Below are 17,626 nucleotides of genomic sequence, written 5' to 3'. Positions count from 1 at the left end.
AGAGCCGCATTATGTGGCTCTTTTTCTATCGTTAATCATAACTGCTTGCTCATAAAAATTGCTCTGTTCAGCAAAGTGAAACGCTGTCGTGAAATGGCAATTATGGATTCGAATAGCTCGATATGATGCACCTGTATTGAGACAATTGATTCGGAGATAGAAACCATGAGTATCGTAATTAAAAATGCAAATGTATTTAACGGTGTCGATGAGCAACTTCAAAAGAACGTAGACATTCTGATTGAAAACAATCTAATCACACAACTCGGGAAAGTGGATGACTCGAATGCTGAGCAAGTGATTGATGCTGAGGGTAAAACAGTAATGCCTGGCTTAATTGATGCACACGTACACATCACGTTATCTGCACCTTTTAACGTAATTGATACGATGACTCGTGAAGAAGTGGCGATTCGCTCAGCAAAGATCTCTGAAGAAATGTTAATGCGTGGCTTTACTACGATTCGAGATGTTGCTGGTAACACCCTTGGTTTGAAGAAAAGCATCGATAATGGCTATGCAAAAGGTCCTCGCATTCTGCCATCAATGGCGGCAATTTCTCAAACTAGTGGTCATTCAGATTACCGTCAAAATCAAGCTCAAGAACGTTTAGCAAACGGGCATGAAGATTCGCCAATGATGAAGTTAGGGGCGATGAAAGTAGCTGATGGCCGAGCGGAGGTGCTCAAAGCGGTTCGTGAACAACTATTCATGGGTGCATCTCAGATCAAAATCATGGCTGGCGGCGGCGCATCTTCAACGTTTGATCCACTAGACACGCTGCAATACACACTGGATGAAATGAAAGCCGCCGTTGAAGCTGCTAGTGATTACGGTACGTATGTCGCTGCTCATATTCATACCGCAGATGCAATGAGAAGAGCGGCAGAGGCAGGTGTGATGTCCTTCGAGCATGCAACTATCATGGATGACGACATCGCTCAAACGATTAAAGAGAAAGGTATTTGGGTTATTCCATCTTACTTTACTTCATCTTTAATTGCAGAGCGTAAGATTCCGCTACCAAACGAAGAGACTTATCGCAAAACTGAGCGAGTAGGCAAAGCAATGTTTAAATCTGCAGAGCTTATCAAAAAGTACGATATTCAAAACCTAGCGTTTGGTACCGACTGTGTAGGTGAAACCAACGTCCATGCAACGCAATTGAATGAGCTTAGTGCGATTGAAAAAACGTTCGATACCATTACAGCGCTTCGCATGGCAACGTCGAACTGTGGGCGCCTATTTGAAATGTCGACATACCAACACCCGTACCAAGAAGGAAAACTGGGACAAATCGTCGAGGGTGCTTATGCAGACTTGTTGATCATTGATGGTAACCCCCTTGATGGCGTTGAGTGTGTCGCAAATACAGAGACACAGAAGCTAATCATGAAAGACGGTGTTGTATACAAAAACACTCTATAAATAAGTTACTTCCTACACTAGCGGCGCTCATTGAGTGCCGTTTTTTTATGTGTAAAAAAGCCAGCAAGCTTAATTTGTACTTGTCGTGATGTGGCAATTAATCTCGGCTGCAGGCGGTATATTGAAGATAATTTCCGACAACAGAGAGAAACATTATGTCTCATCATTTCAAAGACTACCGCCCTTTACTAGAACGTTCACTAGAACATGCGACCGCTTACCTAGAGTCACTAGGCGAGCGTCCTGTTGATAAAGAAACCACATCTCAGCAGCTAAGAGAGTTGATTGGAGGTGATTTACCGAGTGGTGCGAGTGAACCAGGAAAAGTCATTGATGATATGGTGAATGCACTGGATGCCGGCCTAGTAGCGTCAGGTGGCCCCCGTTTCTTTGGTTACGCAATTGGCGGTACATTTCCAGCGTCTTTAGCGGCTGATTGGTTAGTCAGTGCTTGGGACCAGAATGTCCCTTACTATGTTTCTAGCCCTGCGATGGCAGTCGCTGAAGAAACCGCAGCTGAGTGGATGATTGACTTGCTGGGTCTTACACAAGGCTCGGCAGTTGGCTTTACCTCAGGAGCGCAAGAGGCAATTTACACATCTCTGATCACTGCACGTAACTCGTTACTCGCAAATGCTGATTGGGACGTAGCGACAAAAGGTCTGTATGGTGCACCACGCATCAACGTAGTGGTGAGTGACCAAATCCATTCAACTATCAAGCGAGCGCTTTCCATGATTGGTCTTGGAGTCGAATGTATTAAAAAAGTACCGACAGACAGCAATCTGCGATTGATTCCATCAGAGCTGAACCGAGTTCTGTCTGATTGCAATGGACCTACGCTAGTTTGTGCTCAGGCTGGTTGTATCGATTCCGGTGCCTTTGACCCATTTGATGAAATCGCAGATGCGGTCGCAGCGCATGAAAACGCGTGGTTGCATGTTGATGGTGCGATTGGCCTTTGGGCTGCAGCGAGCGACAGCCAGAAACATCTATTGAAAGGCATTGAGCGAGCGGACTCGATTGATACTGATGGTCATAAATGGTTTAACATGCCTTACGATTGCGGCATGGTAATTGTTAAAGACCCTAGCAAAATTACGAGTGCGATGGGTGGTAGTAATATGGGGGATTACTTGAATGATGCCATGGAGAAACCGGACCGAAATGCGATCAACTTTGGCATCGCGGCATCACGACGTGCACGAGGTTTACCTGTTTATGCTGCATTCAAGTCATTGGGTAAAGAGGGTATTGTTGCTCATCTAGACAATTGTGTCACGTTAGCAAAGCGTATGGCAGATAAGTTGGCGCAAGTACAGGGGGTTACCATCCTTAATGATGTGGTGTCTAACCGATTCTCTGCGCAGTTTGGCATTGGTGATGATGAATATCGCAATGAACTTACTGATCGTGTCGTACATCGGTTGCAGCAAGAGGGATTCTTATACCCATCAACATCAGGTTATAAAGGTCTAAAAACCATGTTGTTCTCGGTGCTCAACTATCACACATCAGAACAAGATATTGATCAGTCAGCAGAAAAGATCATTCAAGCCTATAAGGCAGAACTTGCGCTGATGTAGTTTCTATTTTAGAACCCTGCCTTTTAAAAACCGCACTTTGTTAAGTGCGGTTTTTGTTTTAACGATTCATGTATGGAAGTCACTTAATCCTTTCATTCCTGGGCATGTGAAAGTCCGTTTTTGTAGCTGACAGACTTAAGCTCACTTGAGGTAGAGAGTAGGCTCGAAACTCGTGTAAGGGAGTTTGGGTACCTTATTTAGTAAGGCTTCGGTTTAGTGCATGCACTGTTGCGATAGAAATGGTTACTTGAAACGCTTGAGGGCAAATCTCTAGAAAAAAGCCACCACTAAACAGTGGTGGCTTTGTAGTAATTTGGTGTTACTAGTATTTCACAAACAACATTTTTCGTAGGCTATTACAGCGAGACTTATCCAGCGGGTCACCTAGGTAATCTCCATCTTCAGCGGCTTTCTTCATTACCAGCGCTCTTGCGCGGTCACCACTATCCAGATCTTGATACTCTTCCAAGGTCTTTAGCTTGAGCAAGCGGTATTTTGATTTGTCTTTGCTAGATGCAATGTGATCGTAGCAGTAACTCATCGCACCTGCATTCGCACCAATCTTACTAGCGTCTGTAATCGCGTAAGCATTAAAGCCAATCGTGCTCGTCAATAAAATCAAAAGGGCATTACGTGCTTTCATTTCTTTTTCCTAATTCAAACAAGTTGATAAGTAAGATAAAGGGGAATGAATTTTAAAAATTGCCATTTTGCGACAGTGACAAACCTCAAGGAGAAACCGAGTGTGTGGTACAGAAAGTGTACGAGTGAACCTGAAGATCAAATAAATGACACTAATTCGGGTTAATACCTATACAGCTACAATGGACTACGTGAATTGTCTATTTTTCATAACTCTCAAAAGGGGTGAAGTGCTCTCGGATGATAAACTTGATTCAAAGCTCTAATTTAAGAGCCGCACCTCGCGGCTCCTTTTATTGCCGAAGCATTGTTAATTATCTAGGTTTACGAGTGGTTTGTTGATCAGTTCCACTTTTTGACCCTGTTGGATTTTAGCGACTTCAGTGAGTGCTTGTTTGACTTCATTTTGGTTTCTAAGTACTGAATAAGTTAGATCAAAGTGTTTGCTTTCACCTGCTCGTATGGTCGGAACTAAGCCTAATGGGCGTTGGTACTTCGTGTTGTAGGCGTAACTGGTTCCGGGCTCAATGCCAGTCACATAACCCTGTTTGTATGTATCGGTATTTTTCCATAGTGTCAGCACAGGCAGTTGCTCTACGTTATAACTGAGCGCCACACCTTTATCGCTTTTTTTGTTGTGAAGCACCGCTAAACTTTGTCCGGAATCGTCACCTATTGGCTTCAAGTTAAAAACCATTTCATCATAGCTTTTTGTTGGTCCTTGATAGGTTTGCCAACTATCTAAGCCCGCCTTTGCATAGTTGTTGAATGGAGAGACTTCCTTGACTGCTGCGGAAAACTTCGCCCCTTTTTCAAGAATAGGTCTACCAAAGTTAGAGTGGTAAATAATCTGGTACTCGTCATCGTAGTCAGACATGTTGGTTAACTTATCGTGTAGAGAGAATGAGTTGCTACCTGGCAGTATTGATAACTCTGTATGAGTCACCAGTTCTGCTTTTTTGAAAGTGCGTTCTGAAACGGTACCTTGCACCCTAATTCTGTGTGGGGGATTATCATCAATGATCACTTTTACTGTAGAAGCGGGTGTATTTTGGACTCGACCATGCAGGCTTAGAAGCTGACCGTTATCATCAACGCCCGGGTGACCTGTCCATTCATACCCACAACGTACAAGCATTTCATTGAATCCATCGAGCCAACCAAGACCATTGCGACTTTCCAGCTCGATGAATGCTGGGTTTACGATCTCTTTGACAGGTGAGTCCCAGCCAAGAATTCGCTCTCCATCCATTTTGACATCAAAGATGCCCATCCCACGAGTAGGGATAAGCGTAACTTCCAAAATGCCGTTGTCTATGACGAGAACATCAACACCAAATTGTTTTCCACCGTGCAAACGTTTTTTTTCAATGCTGAAGGGCAAGTCTGGATTAAAGCCGAGGGAGCGACTAGTCATTTTCCAATCTCCAACATCTTGATTTGAAGCAGAATTAGTTAGAACAAATTCTGCTGAAGAAACAGGTAGGGTAGTGAGTCCAAGTAGCATAGCGGTACAAGCGATGTACGAATTTTTCATCCTTTATTCCTTATTTATTTTTCAAATCTAAGTATTGCTGAATCGATTCAGCATTATTATATAAATTGCTCTATTTTTGAGCAAAGCAGGCTGGTATGAGTTGTGATCAATATGCTCATTAGAGGGGGTTTTAATGATCTTTTTGATTGCTGAATCAAATTCAGCAGAAATATCGGGCGGAGAAATGAATGTAGTTTTGCTGAAGCTCGCTCTTAGTTAACTAAATAGGATCTTCAAACAACTCGGAGGCACCTAGCTATTCCGGTTCGTTGTTTTCCTTGCTGTACTGAGCGATTTTAACGGACACGAAACGTTTACATTTTGGTGCTGAGGATTCGCTGAGGTGAAGTGGTATGCCATTCCTTGGTCAATTAACAAACTTAAAAATAAAATGTGTAGAAAATATTTGAGTTCATTGCATTTGTCTTTGTTTGTACTTTTGATAAGAACGGAGTTCTCATGAGTCTTTGTATCTATAATTTGCGTTATAAATGTTCTAATTGTTGATTTTAATGGATTTTATGTTTCTGTTTTTACGTGTTAAATCTTCATAAATTCTACCTTTTCTCAAGTTTTAGTAATGATTGTTGTCGAAATAATTCGACTGTTTCTGTCATTTTTTCTAGATAATTAGTTTGAGTTCGAACTAAATTTAAGGCATTTTATATTTAACTAACCGTTCAATTAAAAATAACAAGGATGCAAAATGCCCAAGGTTGGGATGCCTGAAATCAGAAAACCGCAGCTAGTCAAAGCGACGATGTCGGTCATTGACAGAGTTGGTTTACACGCCGCGAGTATCTCGTTGATCAGCAAAGAAGCAGGGGTATCAACGGGGATCATTAATCACTATTTCGGTGGAAAGCACGGTCTGTTAGAAGAGACCATGCGTGAGATCCTGCGCCAGCTTTCTGCCACCATCAAAGAGAACCTAAGCCAACTACCGGCTGATGCGCATCATCAACGTATTAATGCCATCATCGACGGCAACTTTGTGGGTTTCCAAGCCGAGAACCAAGTGGCAAAAACTTGGTTGGCATTCTGGTCTTACTCCATGCATGACGCACAGCTCAAACGTCTGCAACGAGTGAATGAAAGACGTCTACTTTCTCACCTAAAAAAAGAATTAAAAGCGTTACTGGATCAAGACCAAGCAGAGCTAGTAGCGCATGGTATTGCGTCACTGATTGATGGCATTTGGCTGCGCGGAACGCTCAACCCGCAAGGCATCGATGCCGAGAAAGCACGCGTCATCATCAACGACTATCTCGATAAACAGCTCACGTTCTACTCAAAACTAAAATAAAGAGTCAAACCTTCAAATGGATATGAAAGCACACTACATCGATGGTGCCATGCACCTAGGATGCTCAGAAGAACACTTCACCACATACAATCCCGCCAATGGTGAACCGCTTGCGAATGTGAAGCAGGCTAACCAGCAAGATATGCAAGCGGCAATTGAATCTGCCAAGCGCGGTTTTGCGATTTGGTCTGCCATGACGGCGACAGAACGAAGCCGCATTTTGCTTAAAGCGGTGGCGATACTTCGTGAAAGAAACGACGAATTAGCGGCACTAGAAGTGGCGGATACGGGCAAGCCAATCCAAGAAGCGAATTGCGTAGACATTGCAACGGGCGCGGATGTGATCGAGTACTACGCAGGTCTTGCGCCTAGCATGCATGGCGAACAGCAACCGCTGAATGAATCCCAGTTTTTCTACACTCGCCGCGAACCTCTGGGTATTTGTGCGGGGATTGGGGCGTGGAACTACCCAATTCAAATCGCAATGTGGAAGTCTGCACCTGCGCTTGCTGCGGGTAATGCGATGATCTTTAAGCCATCAGAAGAAACCCCGTTAACCGCACTCAAATTGGCAGAAATCTACAGCGAAGCGGGATTACCAGATGGCGTGTTCAACGTCATTCAAGGTGATTACCGAGTAGGGCAGATGCTCACCGCACATCCAGACATCGCTAAAATCTCTTTCACGGGTGAATCCGGTACGGGCAAAGTGGTGATGGGTGACAGCGCGGCGACGCTGAAGCAAGTCACAATGGAGCTAGGCGGTAAGTCTCCAATGATCATTTTTGATGATGCCAAGTTAGACGACGCGGTTTCTGCTGCAATGGTTGCAAACTTCTACACCCAAGGTGAGGTCTGTACGCACGGTACTCGCGTGTTCGTTCATGAAGGTATTTATGATGAGTTTGTCGATCAACTTAAGAAGCGTACTGAGCTGCTGGTGGTTGGCGATCCGCTTGATGAGCAAACCCAAATCGGCGCGCTAATTTCCAAAGAACACGAATCAAAAGTCCTTTCCGCAATTGAACAAGCGAAAGCAAGCAACGCAACGCTGCTGACTGGAGGCTACAAAGTCACAGAAAACGGTTTGGCGAGCGGTAATTTTGTTGTGCCAACGGTTTTCACTGATTGCGAAGACGACATGCCGCATGTGCAGCAAGAGATCTTTGGTCCCGTGATGTCAGTGCTCAAGTTCAGTGACGAAGACGAAGTGATTGCACGCGCTAACAACACCGATTACGGATTGGCAGCTGGCGTGTTCACGCAAAACCTCTCTCGTCCACACCGCGTCATTCATCAAATCCAAGCCGGTATTTGTTGGATTAACACCTGGGGTGATTCTCCAGCTGAAATGCCAGTTGGCGGTTACAAACTGTCTGGCATTGGACGTGAAAACGGCGTCGAAACCCTCAAGCATTACACCCAAACCAAGAGCGTGTTAGTGCATTTGGGTGACTTCGATAGCCCTTACGCGTAATCAGTCTGGAGGATTTGTAATGCAACAACACTACGATTACATCATCGTCGGTGCTGGCTCGGCAGGCTGTGTCTTAGCGGATCGTTTGAGTGAAAGCGGTCAACATCAAGTCTTGCTGCTAGAAGCGGGTGGCTCAGACAAGAGTATCTTCATTCAAATGCCAACGGCGCTGTCTTATCCAATGAACACCGAAAAGTACGCATGGCAGTTTGAAACTGTAGCGGAAGATGGACTAGACGGACGCCAACTGCATTGTCCACGCGGCAAGGTTTTGGGCGGTAGCTCTTCGATCAACGGCATGGTTTATGTTCGTGGTCATGCTTGTGACTTTGACGAATGGGAAGCAGAAGGCGCGAAAGGCTGGAACTACCAAGCGTGTCTGCCGTACTTCCGTAAAGCGGAAACTTGGACAGGCGGCGCTGACGAATACCGTGGCGACAGTGGTCCTGTAGGGACGTGCAACGGCAACGACATGAAGTTGAACCCACTTTACCAAGCGTTTATTGAAGCGGGTAAAGATGCAGGCTACCCAGAAACGCAAGACTACAACGGCTATCAGCAAGAGGGCTTCGGTCCTATGCATATGACGGTAGACAAAGGTGTGCGAGCCTCTACATCTAACGCTTACTTAAGCCGTGCAAAAAAGCGCAGCAACTTCACCTTGATGAAAGGCGTAACGGCTCATCGCATTTTGCTTGAAGGCAAGAAAGCGGTCGGCATTGAGTTTGAACAATCTGGCAAAATCAAACAGTGTTTCGCCAACAAAGAGGTTGTGTCGAGCGCAGGTTCTATCGGTTCAGTACAACTGCTGCAACTCTCGGGTATTGGTCCCAAGTCTGTACTTAAGAAAGCAGGTATCGAAGTGATACACGCACTAGAAGGTGTGGGTAAGAACCTGCAAGACCATCTTGAAGTGTATTTCCAGTATCACTGCAAACAACCGATCACGCTAAACAGCAAGTTAGGTTTGATCAGCAAAGGTTTGATTGGTACGGAGTGGATTCTGACGCGCAAAGGTCTGGGAGCAACTAACCACTTTGAATCGTGTGCGTTCATCCGTTCTCGTGAAGGCTTGAAATCGCCAAACATTCAATATCACTTCCTACCAGCAGCAATGCGTTATGACGGACGCGCGGCATTTGATGGTCACGGCTTCCAAGTGCATGTTGGTCCAAACAAGCCAGAGAGTCGCGGCAGTGTCGAAGTGGTTTCTGCCAACCCAAATGACAAGCCAAAAATCGAGTTCAACTACATCTCGACGGAACAAGATAAGCAGGATTGGCGAGACTGTATTCGTCTAACGCGTGAAATCCTCAATCAACCTGCAATGGATGCGTTCCGCGGTGAAGAGATTCAACCTGGTCTGAACATCACCAGCGATGAGGCGATTGATGAATGGGTGAAGCAAAATGTAGAAAGTGCTTACCACCCATCGTGTAGCTGCAAAATGGGCGCAGACGATGACCCAATGGCAGTTCTGAATGAAGCCTGCCAAGTGCGCGGCATTGAAGGCTTGCGCGTAGTGGATTCATCCATCTTCCCAACCATTCCGAATGGCAACTTAAACGCACCAACCATCATGGTCGCAGAGCGTGCCGCGGACATGATCTTGGGGAACGTACTCGAAGAATCGAATAACACACCGGTTTGGATTGCTCCGAACTGGCAAGAGACGCAAAGAATGCGTCCGCCAAAAAGAGACTTAAGCTCAATCTCATAAAGTCAGTAATCATTACAAGGAATTTAAACATGTCTACGATGACAAAAATCTTTTCATCTATCGCGCTGAGTGCAGTAGCGACAGGTGCTTACGCTAACCAATGTGAAACTGTTCGATTTGCCGATGTAGGCTGGACAGACATTACTGCAACCACAGCTGTTACCTCTGAACTGCTCAAAGGCTTGGGTTACAAAACCAAGACCGATCTTTTATCTGTACCTGTGACGTACTCTTCAATGGCAAACGGCGACATTGACGTATTCCTAGGTAACTGGATGCCAACCATGGAAGGCGATATCGCCAAGTACCGTGAAGCTGGCACAGTGGAAACCGTTCGTGCAAACCTAGAAGGCGCGAAATACACTCTAGCCGTGCCAAAGTATGTGTACGACGCTGGCGTGAAAAGCTTTGCTGACTTGGCAAAACATGCCGACAAATTCAAAGACCGCATCTACGGCATTGAGCCGGGTAACGATGGCAATCGCCTTATCCAAGATATGATCGACAGCGATGCATTCGGCTTGAAAGACTTCAGCCTAGTGGAATCAAGCGAAGCGGGCATGGTGTCTCAAGTGTCTCGTGCTGTGCGTCGTAACCAATGGATCGTTTACCTAGGTTGGGCACCACACCCAATGAACAGCAATGTTGAGATGGAATACCTATCTGGCGGTGACGACTTCTTTGGACCTAACTACGGCGGTGCAAATGTTTACACCAACGTGCGCCAAGACTACCTATCTGAGTGTCAAAACGTGGGTCAACTGCTTAAGAATCTAGAGTTCAGTCTAGAGATGGAAAACCAGTTGATGGAAGCGATTCTAAACCAAAAACAAAAGCCAGCGAAAGCGGCACAAGAATGGTTGAATGCTAACCCACAACAATTTGAAGCGTGGCTAGAAGGCGTGAAGACGCTGGATGGTAAAGACGCAAAACAAGCGATTACTTCTTACCTAAAAACAAACGCTTAATCATTCCTCTCTTTAGGAAAAGGTGGGCAGCGACGCCCGCCTTTTAACACAAAGGTTTTATTGTGAATTTTATTACGGACAACAAACTTCCGTTGGGCGAATGGATGGAAACAGGCGTGGATTGGTTAACCATGAACGCGTCGGGTTTCTTTGATGCTATCTCTATTTTTCTCGAAACCATCATTCTATTCGTGGTGGATATTTTCAAATGGATGCCACCGGCAGCACCAATCATCATGACCGCAGCGATTGCGTGGTTCCTACACCGCAGCATTCCTTTAGTCGTGTTTATCGTGCTGGCGTTGCTGACTATCCTTAACCTCGGCTACTGGCAAGAAATGCTGGAAACCTTTGTTCTCGTCTTCGCTGCGACAACGATTTCCGTATTAATTGGCGTGCCGCTTGGCATCATGGCGGCGCATCGCCCGTGGTTGTATACCTTATTGCGCCCGATACTCGATTTAATGCAGACCGTACCAACGTTTGTGTATCTGATCCCAACATTGGTACTGTTTGGTTTGGGCATCGTTCCGGGGCTGATTTCCACGATTATCTTTGCCATTGCAGCGCCAATTCGTCTGACTTACCTTGGCATCACCAAAGTGCCAGAGGAGTTGATTGAAGCGGGAAAAGCATTTGGTGCAAGCCGCATGAAATTGCTATTCAAAGTCGAACTCCCAGCAGCATTGCCAAGCATTATGGCAGGTGTTACCCAGTGCATTATGTTGTCACTTTCTATGGTGGTGATTGCTGCGCTGGTAGGTGCTGATGGTCTGGGTAAGCCAGTTGTGCGAGCACTCAACACTGTGAACATTTCTCAAGGCTTTGAAGCCGGTTTAGCGATTGTTTTGGTCGCGATTATTCTCGATCGCCTGTGCAAAGCACCAAACCAAAAGGAGGCATAACATGGATGCAATTACGATTGAAAACCTCGACGTTGTGTTTGGGCAGCAGCAAGAGCAAGCATTGGCGCTTTTAGACCAAGGTAAGTCTCGCCAAGAGATCATTGATGAAACTGGACAAGTGGTTGGTGTTGATAAGGTCTCAATGAGCGTCAAACAAGGTGAGATCTGCGTATTGATGGGGCTTTCAGGTTCGGGGAAATCCAGCTTGCTTCGTGCCGTTAATGGTTTGAATGAGATCTCTCGCGGCTCCCTCAAAATCAAAGATGGCGAAGACATGGTGGAGCTTGCCAGTTGTGACGAACAGACTTTACGTAACTTGCGTACTCACCGTGTATCGATGGTGTTCCAAAAGTTTGCGCTTATGCCGTGGTTGACCGTATTGGATAACGTGGCGTTTGGTCTTGAGATGCAAGGCATGGGCAAAGCTGAGCGTCGTAAAAAAGCGCGCGAACAACTAGATATGGTTGGGCTAAGAGAGTGGGAGAGTAAGTTCCCGCATGAGCTTTCTGGCGGTATGCAGCAACGCGTTGGTTTAGCTCGCGCCTTTGCTATGGATACTGACATCTTGTTAATGGATGAACCGTTCTCTGCGCTCGATCCTCTGATTCGTGCTCAGCTTCAAGATGAATTGATTCAACTGCAAGAGAAGCTCAACAAGACGATTTTGTTTGTGAGCCATGACTTAGATGAAGCGCTGAAAATCGGTAACAACATTGCCATTATGGAATCGGGCAAATTGATTCAACACGGCAAGCCTGAGCAAATCATCCTTGCTCCAGAAAATGAGTATGTGGCGGACTTTGTGGCTCACACTAATCCGCTTAATGTATTGAAAGGTCGTTCGCTGATGCAATCCAGTACAGAGCTTGAGCAACAAAATGACCGCGTGTTGGTGTGTGCAGATAAACAGATTTGGGTCGAGCAAGAGCCGAAAGGCGTCACGCTGGTGGATTCCGATAAGTCATTAGTGAATTGGGAAAGCGATTCAACCACACTCGACGACATCGGCGAAAGCACGGTCGTTCAAGCTAATCCAGACATCAGCATGCGTGAAGCGATTGAACTGAAGCAACGCAGTAATCAACCTATCTTGCTGGTGGAAGAGAACAAGTTAGTGGGCGTATTGAGTGATAACGAGTTGTACGATGCGCTGCTTGGTAACTTTAAGTCCAAGCAAGTGGCGTAGCTGTTTCTTATCTCAAACGTTTGTTACCTTCTTAAAATAAAAAAGAGCCGCACTGATCAAGTGCGGCTCTTTTCAATTCAACGTCTGTTGTTAAAGCTCTAGTTTTGCATCAACACAGCTTTCGAAGTCGTCCAAATCACAACCTTTTTTGAAGAACTCTATTTTCTGTTCTTTAGTGTCAGCAAGTTTCGCTGCCGTGCGACAGCCAGACACATCACCTAAATCACAGCTTTTTGCGTAGTAAAGTTGCGCGCCTACTTTATCACGAATGCGCTCTAGACCACGCCATGCAAAGTTGTAACAAGCTTGAGCGTCGTTGTTTTCACAACATGCAGCATGAGCGTCTTGTAGTGGTTTAGGGAAAAGTTCTACTTGAGCATCACAAACTTGCGTCACTTTCGCTGGCATTTTTGGTGGCACTTGAACGAAGAAGTTTTTCTCTGCGATGACTTCATCATTCAGCTTAACTGCCACTGTCCATTTACCGTTTGCAAGTTCTGCTTCTGATTCAAACTGCCACATTGCAAAGTTATCACGACCAAAGTAAAGCGTATCGTTCCAGCTGCTTTGAGTTGAGCCATTGATCTCAGGGTGAGTCACTTCAACGATAACCGGTAGGCTCTTATAAACTTTTCCTTCCGTTGCATCTGGTGTCATCGCCACTGACTGAGTTGCCGTGTAGCTAAAGCCAAAGAAGTTGCCAATTTCTGCAGGAACCGCGAAGCCTTTTTGGAAGTTATAACCAACAAGCTGCTTGTTTTTAAAAGCAGGCGTTGCAAGGCCAGATTTATTGATCTTAGCTGTTGCTCCAACTTTAACTTTGCTTTCAGATGTTTGCTCAACGTTGGTTTGTTGGTTGTTTTGCTCTTCTTTAGTGGTAGCACAACCACCAAGCAAAAATGAAAGGGAAAGTAAGCCTAGTACTGACGTTTTACTGCTGATCATTATAATCCTGCTTATTTTGTGGGAGTTACATCGGATTTTTTATTTGCCAAACAATGCTTTAGATTGGGAGGCTTTAAAGTGAGCGCGCAGTATATAGAGGGGAAACACTCAAGACAATTTGCTTGACTGCTAAGTGTTCAAAGTTTGAGGTTTATATAAAATTAAGCTTAATTTGGTGAGTTTTCGATTAATAGTGGATTCGTAAAACGAGAGGAGAGCCGTATAAACGACTCTCCTTAAGAAAACCATCTCGACTTATGACTTACAGAGTAGTAATCACGTCATCGATGTGAAGACGTGCTTTAGGCAGACCGTGGTTATAGTCTTCGCCGTCTTTGTGGTAGCCGATTGCTAGCGCAACTTCACATACGTGACCGTCAAGTTCTGCTTTGAACTCTTCGCCGATCAATGCTGAGTCAACACCTTCCATTGGAGTAGAGTCGATACCTAGGCGTGCTAGTGTGTGCATAAGGTTACCAAGAGCGATGTAAACTTGCGCTTTTGTCCAACCGCCGTTGTAGCCATTCTCGTCTGTGTTTGCTTCTGCGAAAGCGTAAGCCCCCATGAAAGTGTCGTACATCTCTGCTGGTAGGTGACCAGAGGTTACTTCAGCATCAACGCGCTTCGCGAATTTCTCTTTAGTGAATTTTGGATCGTACGCTAGCAGAATAGTGTGAGACGCAGCTTTAGCATGCGGTTGGTTAAACTGGTGCATGTTAGCAAACGTGTCGTGGAAACGCTGTTTCGATTCATCACTCTCAAGTACGATAAATTTCCAAGGTTGAGAGTTGATAGAAGAAGCCGATAGGCGAATGGCTTCTTTGATGATTGCCATATCTTCTTGAGAGATACGTTTCTCTTCGTCGTATTTTTTAGCTGTGTAACGGTTGTTTAGGTCTGTAATGATTTGATGAGACACGTTGATATCCTCTTAAAATTATTCAACAAATGAGGATGCGCTTATCATCAACGACCGTGCGTACCTCGAAAGTGAATCCATCATATCGACTTTTATCGAATTGATAATACGTGTTTCGTTTAAATCACTTTCTATTTTTTATTGAAAATAAAATGGGGAATCGGAATGAAGGTAACGCTTTCTACGTGAAGATTCTGTCAAAGCGAGCATTTGTGCCACAGAATTTTGTGGGATTATTAGATTGAGTTCATACTTTAATTAGTTGGTTCAAGGAGAAGAATAATGAACGTAATCGAAGCTTTTAACGACAGCTATGAACGTTGCGTTGCTCACGATGATTTCTTTGATTTGTTTTATGAGAACTTTTGGTCGAAAGGCGAGCACTTCAGACACAAGTTTGATGGTGTGGACATGAAAAAGCAAAAGCGCATGCTCAAAGGGGCCTTGGTTTTTTTGATGATGGCGGACTCTTCGACAGATGCCAGAGATATGATGCGAAAGTACGGCAACAAGCACGGCCAGGGAAATATAGGAGTCTCCCCGGAAGACATCGATATCTGGTTTGAGAGCTTACTTGAAACCGTGAAGCTATGTGACTCTGACTTTGATGAAAGCGTTGACTACGCTTGGAGGCATCGTTTTGAAACTGGGTTGGTGATCATGAAGAAAGAATGTGCCGACGCCTAACATTAAATGCGAGTCGTTAAGAGAGGGAGTAGGTCATTACTACTCCTTTTTCTTATATCTTCGATTATTGTTTTTTCCCTTCTTCACCTTGTGTTTTCTTTACCGATTTAGCGATATCTGACACGGCTTCAACTAGATTGATCGGTAATGGGAATATTATGGTGGAGGTTTTGTCGGTGGTGATCTCCGTTAGAGTTTGCATATAGCGTAATTGCAGAGCATTAGGTGCTTCGTTGAGCATATCAGCGGCTTCTTTTAGCTTGCTAGATGCTTCCAGCTCACCCGTCGCGTGAATAACTTTCGCACGGCGATTCCTTTCTGCTTCGGCTTGACGGGCTAAGGCTCGAACCATGCTGTCGTTAAGATCAACATGTTTCACCTCTACCGTTGCGATTTTAATTCCCCAGTCATCTGTTTGTTGGTCGAGAATAGATTGGAGATCTTTGTTGAGACGTTCGCGTTCTGCCAAAAGTTCATCCAATTCATGCTGCCCAAGGACTGAGCGGAGTGTTGTTTGCGCTAACTGACTTGTCGCGTCGCTGTAGCTTTCGATGTTATTGATGGCCATTTGCGGATCTACGACTCTAAAATAAACCACTGCATTGACACGCACAGAGACGTTATCACGGGTAATTAAGTCTTGGGTCGGAACATCCAATACAATGGTTCGTAGGTCAACACGAACCATTTGTTGAATAAATGGAATAAGGATTATCAACCCCGGACCTTTCACCTCTTGAAAGCGTCCTAAGAAGAAGACGACGCCACGCTCATATTCGCGCAGCACTTTGAACATTTGCGTTGCCAGTGCAAACAGTAAAACCAGTATAACGGCAACAGTGTAGAGCATCATAATCGCCTCCTATCCTTTAGGGCGGTCATTAGGCTTCACAGTTAAGGTCAGCCCTTCCACGTTTATTATGGTGACTTGGTCACCTTGTTTGAGTTGTTCACTTGCTTTGGCTTTCCAGAGCGCGCCTTCTAACTGCACTCGACCTGTGCCATCGATAAAGTCATCACTTACAATGGCTAGTTTTCCTGGGTAGGCTTCTAAACCTGTTGTGGCTCTCCTGTTTCGTATTCTCAGTAATAAACCTACGGTAATGATGATCAGTGCGATGGAGAAAATCGCTATTCCGAATATGAGGGGAAGGGCGATTTGAAAACCAGGTAGCTCGCTGTCCATCAAGAAAACGGAACCCAGCACAAATGCAACAACGCCTCCCAGCCCGAGTACGCCAAAACTTGGGCTGAAAGCTTCCGCGATCATCAGCGCGATACCGAGTAAAATAAGCCCCAAGCCCGCATAGTTTACTGGCATCATTTGTAGGGCGTACATTGCTAGTAGTAAGCAAATGCCTCCCAATACGCCGGGTAAACCGATACCAGGATTGTAGAACTCAAGTAATAGCCCATAAATACCAATGAGCATCAATATGTAAGCGACATTTGGGTTAGTGATAACGGCCAACATTTCTGCGCGCCAGTCAGGGACGCGTTCAATGAATACGGGATTTTCTAGTGACAACGTCACGCTCATGCTGTTTAACTTGATGCTTTTGCCCGAAGCTATCTTTACCAACTCTTGCGGAGAGGCTGCTATGTAATCAATGACCCCGAGCTCTAGAGCCTCTTGTGCATCGAGGCTTGCTGCCTCACTAACCGCTTTTTCGGCCCATTCTGCGTTCCTACCGTGAAGCTTAGCGAGCCCCTTTATATATGCTTTTGCGTCATTGACGACTTTCTTTTCCATTGTGGTTTTTGTGGTGACTTTATCGGGCGATTGCTCAGGAGCAGCCTCTTCCTTGTTTTCATCGCTTTCTTTTTCTGAAGAAGGTTGTTGAGGTGCACCGCCAAGGGCGACAGGCGTAGCAGCTCCTAAATTGGTCGCTTCAGCCATGGCGGCAATATGACTTGCCAGAAGAATATAGGTACCAGCACTAGCTGCGCGAGAACCAGAAGGCCCAACCCAAGTCGCCACGGGAACGGTGGAGGTAGTGATTGCTCTGATGATATCTCTCATTGAGCTATCTAGGCCCCCTGGGGTGTCCATTTTCAAGATGACTAGATCAGCACCTTCTGCGTTTGAAAGCTCGATTTCACGAACTAGGTAATCACTGATTGCGGGGCCAATAGCGCCTTTGATCGGAACTACCCAGATTTCACTCGCGGCATTAACGTTACTTGTGACGAGTGTAAAAAATAGGGCAAGCCAAGCATATAAATGTCTCATAGAGCCCTCCTTGTGCAATAACTAAAGTATAGCTATAGCAGGGCTAATCCTCGGAAATTGTTAGTAATAAGCTGTAAATGAATATGT

The 17,626-nt window shown here is 45.3% G+C and carries 15 protein-coding genes; 9 read left to right on the top strand and 6 right to left on the bottom strand.

The features are described 5' to 3' along the window. The first annotated feature begins 165 nt into the window (after window positions 1-165). Window positions 166-1,428, top strand: a complete 1,263-nt coding sequence (locus ACTS60_RS07220; RefSeq protein ID WP_440887689.1) for an amidohydrolase family protein — start codon at window positions 166-168, stop codon at window positions 1,426-1,428. Window positions 1,429-1,583: 155 nt separating this feature from the next. After that, on the top strand, window positions 1,584-3,014 hold the full coding sequence (locus tag ACTS60_RS07215) for a pyridoxal phosphate-dependent decarboxylase family protein (RefSeq protein WP_010451344.1): 1,431 nt from the start codon (window positions 1,584-1,586) through the stop codon (window positions 3,012-3,014). Window positions 3,015-3,336: 322 nt separating this feature from the next. Here ACTS60_RS07215 and ACTS60_RS07210 read toward each other — a convergent pair whose 3' ends face one another. Together ACTS60_RS07210 and ACTS60_RS07205 are read right to left on the bottom strand one after the other, a co-directional pair. After that, a complete protein-coding gene (locus tag ACTS60_RS07210) occupies window positions 3,337-3,657 on the bottom strand; it encodes a hypothetical protein (protein WP_010451345.1) in 321 nt (106 codons plus the stop codon). Window positions 3,658-3,966: 309 nt separating this feature from the next. Then, window positions 3,967-5,193, bottom strand: a complete 1,227-nt coding sequence (locus tag ACTS60_RS07205) for an aldose 1-epimerase family protein (RefSeq protein WP_440887688.1) — start codon at window positions 5,191-5,193, stop codon at window positions 3,967-3,969. Between the two features lie 706 nt (window positions 5,194-5,899). Here ACTS60_RS07205 and betI point away from each other — a divergent pair. The 6 genes from betI to choV all read left to right on the top strand — a co-directional run bounded on the left by betI (window position 5,900) and on the right by choV (window position 12,755). Beyond that, entirely contained in the window at window positions 5,900-6,499 is a 600-nt protein-coding gene (gene betI / locus ACTS60_RS07200) for a transcriptional regulator BetI (protein WP_009700210.1), read from the top strand. A gap of 16 nt (window positions 6,500-6,515) precedes the next feature. Continuing rightward, entirely contained in the window at window positions 6,516-7,976 is a 1,461-nt protein-coding gene (gene betB / locus ACTS60_RS07195) for a betaine-aldehyde dehydrogenase (protein ID WP_440887687.1), read from the top strand. Between the two features lie 19 nt (window positions 7,977-7,995). Further along, window positions 7,996-9,696: a choline dehydrogenase gene (gene betA, locus ACTS60_RS07190; protein WP_440887686.1), complete on the top strand. Its 1,701-nt coding sequence runs from the start codon at window positions 7,996-7,998 to the stop codon at window positions 9,694-9,696. Between the two features lie 29 nt (window positions 9,697-9,725). After that, entirely contained in the window at window positions 9,726-10,664 is a 939-nt protein-coding gene (locus ACTS60_RS07185) for a choline ABC transporter substrate-binding protein (protein WP_005425881.1), read from the top strand. 62 nt (window positions 10,665-10,726) lie between these two features. Then, on the top strand, window positions 10,727-11,569 hold the full coding sequence (gene choW, locus ACTS60_RS07180; protein WP_005425967.1) for a choline ABC transporter permease subunit: 843 nt from the start codon (window positions 10,727-10,729) through the stop codon (window positions 11,567-11,569). A gap of 1 nt (window position 11,570) precedes the next feature. Then, window positions 11,571-12,755 (top strand): choline ABC transporter ATP-binding protein, encoded by a 1,185-nt coding sequence (choV, locus tag ACTS60_RS07175; protein WP_071234286.1) that lies wholly within the window; start codon window positions 11,571-11,573, stop codon window positions 12,753-12,755. 90 nt (window positions 12,756-12,845) lie between these two features. Here choV and ACTS60_RS07170 read toward each other — a convergent pair whose 3' ends face one another. Together ACTS60_RS07170 and ACTS60_RS07165 are read right to left on the bottom strand one after the other, a co-directional pair. After that, the gene (locus ACTS60_RS07170) at window positions 12,846-13,700 is read right to left on the bottom strand and encodes a DUF3859 domain-containing protein (RefSeq protein WP_440887685.1); all 855 of its coding nucleotides are present in this window, start codon (window positions 13,698-13,700) and stop codon (window positions 12,846-12,848) included. Window positions 13,701-13,962: 262 nt separating this feature from the next. Beyond that, window positions 13,963-14,619, bottom strand: a complete 657-nt coding sequence (locus tag ACTS60_RS07165; RefSeq protein ID WP_045386724.1) for an NAD(P)H-dependent oxidoreductase — start codon at window positions 14,617-14,619, stop codon at window positions 13,963-13,965. 282 nt (window positions 14,620-14,901) lie between these two features. On the opposite strand from ACTS60_RS07165, the gene ACTS60_RS07160 reads away from it, so the two are divergent. Further along, window positions 14,902-15,306 carry a hypothetical protein gene (locus ACTS60_RS07160; RefSeq protein WP_010451363.1) on the top strand — a complete coding sequence of 135 codons (405 nt, stop codon included), beginning with the start codon at window positions 14,902-14,904 and terminating at the stop codon, window positions 15,304-15,306. 64 nt (window positions 15,307-15,370) lie between these two features. Here ACTS60_RS07160 and ACTS60_RS07155 read toward each other — a convergent pair whose 3' ends face one another. Together ACTS60_RS07155 and ACTS60_RS07150 are read right to left on the bottom strand one after the other, a co-directional pair. Further along, window positions 15,371-16,159 (bottom strand): slipin family protein, encoded by a 789-nt coding sequence (locus tag ACTS60_RS07155; protein WP_010451365.1) that lies wholly within the window; start codon window positions 16,157-16,159, stop codon window positions 15,371-15,373. A gap of 9 nt (window positions 16,160-16,168) precedes the next feature. After that, window positions 16,169-17,539 carry an NfeD family protein gene (locus ACTS60_RS07150; protein WP_440887684.1) on the bottom strand — a complete coding sequence of 457 codons (1,371 nt, stop codon included), beginning with the start codon at window positions 17,537-17,539 and terminating at the stop codon, window positions 16,169-16,171. Window positions 17,540-17,626: the final 87 nt, after the last annotated feature.

The sequence above is a fragment of the Vibrio sp. WZ-1 genome, from assembly GCF_052037695.1.
Lineage (GTDB): Bacteria > Pseudomonadota > Gammaproteobacteria > Enterobacterales > Vibrionaceae > Vibrio.
The sequence above is the reverse complement of the archived record's forward strand: the minus strand, read 5'-3'. Positions and strand labels throughout refer to the sequence as shown.

Excerpts from the sequence above, each read along its gene's own strand:
- betA (WP_440887686.1), top strand. The coding sequence starts at position 7,996 with ATGCAACAACACTACGATTACATCATCGTCGGTGCTGGCTCGGCAGGC.
- ACTS60_RS07150 (WP_440887684.1), bottom strand. The coding sequence starts at position 17,539 with ATGAGACATTTATATGCTTGGCTTGCCCTATTTTTTACACTCGTCACA.
- ACTS60_RS07185 (WP_005425881.1), top strand. The coding sequence starts at position 9,726 with ATGTCTACGATGACAAAAATCTTTTCATCTATCGCGCTGAGTGCAGTA.
- ACTS60_RS07220 (WP_440887689.1), top strand. The coding sequence starts at position 166 with ATGAGTATCGTAATTAAAAATGCAAATGTATTTAACGGTGTCGATGAG.
- betI (WP_009700210.1), top strand. The coding sequence starts at position 5,900 with ATGCCCAAGGTTGGGATGCCTGAAATCAGAAAACCGCAGCTAGTCAAA.
- ACTS60_RS07210 (WP_010451345.1), bottom strand. The coding sequence starts at position 3,657 with ATGAAAGCACGTAATGCCCTTTTGATTTTATTGACGAGCACGATTGGC.
- ACTS60_RS07205 (WP_440887688.1), bottom strand. The coding sequence starts at position 5,193 with ATGAAAAATTCGTACATCGCTTGTACCGCTATGCTACTTGGACTCACT.
- ACTS60_RS07170 (WP_440887685.1), bottom strand. The coding sequence starts at position 13,700 with ATGATCAGCAGTAAAACGTCAGTACTAGGCTTACTTTCCCTTTCATTT.
- ACTS60_RS07160 (WP_010451363.1), top strand. The coding sequence starts at position 14,902 with ATGAACGTAATCGAAGCTTTTAACGACAGCTATGAACGTTGCGTTGCT.
- ACTS60_RS07155 (WP_010451365.1), bottom strand. The coding sequence starts at position 16,159 with ATGATGCTCTACACTGTTGCCGTTATACTGGTTTTACTGTTTGCACTG.
- choV (WP_071234286.1), top strand. The coding sequence starts at position 11,571 with ATGGATGCAATTACGATTGAAAACCTCGACGTTGTGTTTGGGCAGCAG.
- ACTS60_RS07215 (WP_010451344.1), top strand. The coding sequence starts at position 1,584 with ATGTCTCATCATTTCAAAGACTACCGCCCTTTACTAGAACGTTCACTA.
- betB (WP_440887687.1), top strand. The coding sequence starts at position 6,516 with ATGGATATGAAAGCACACTACATCGATGGTGCCATGCACCTAGGATGC.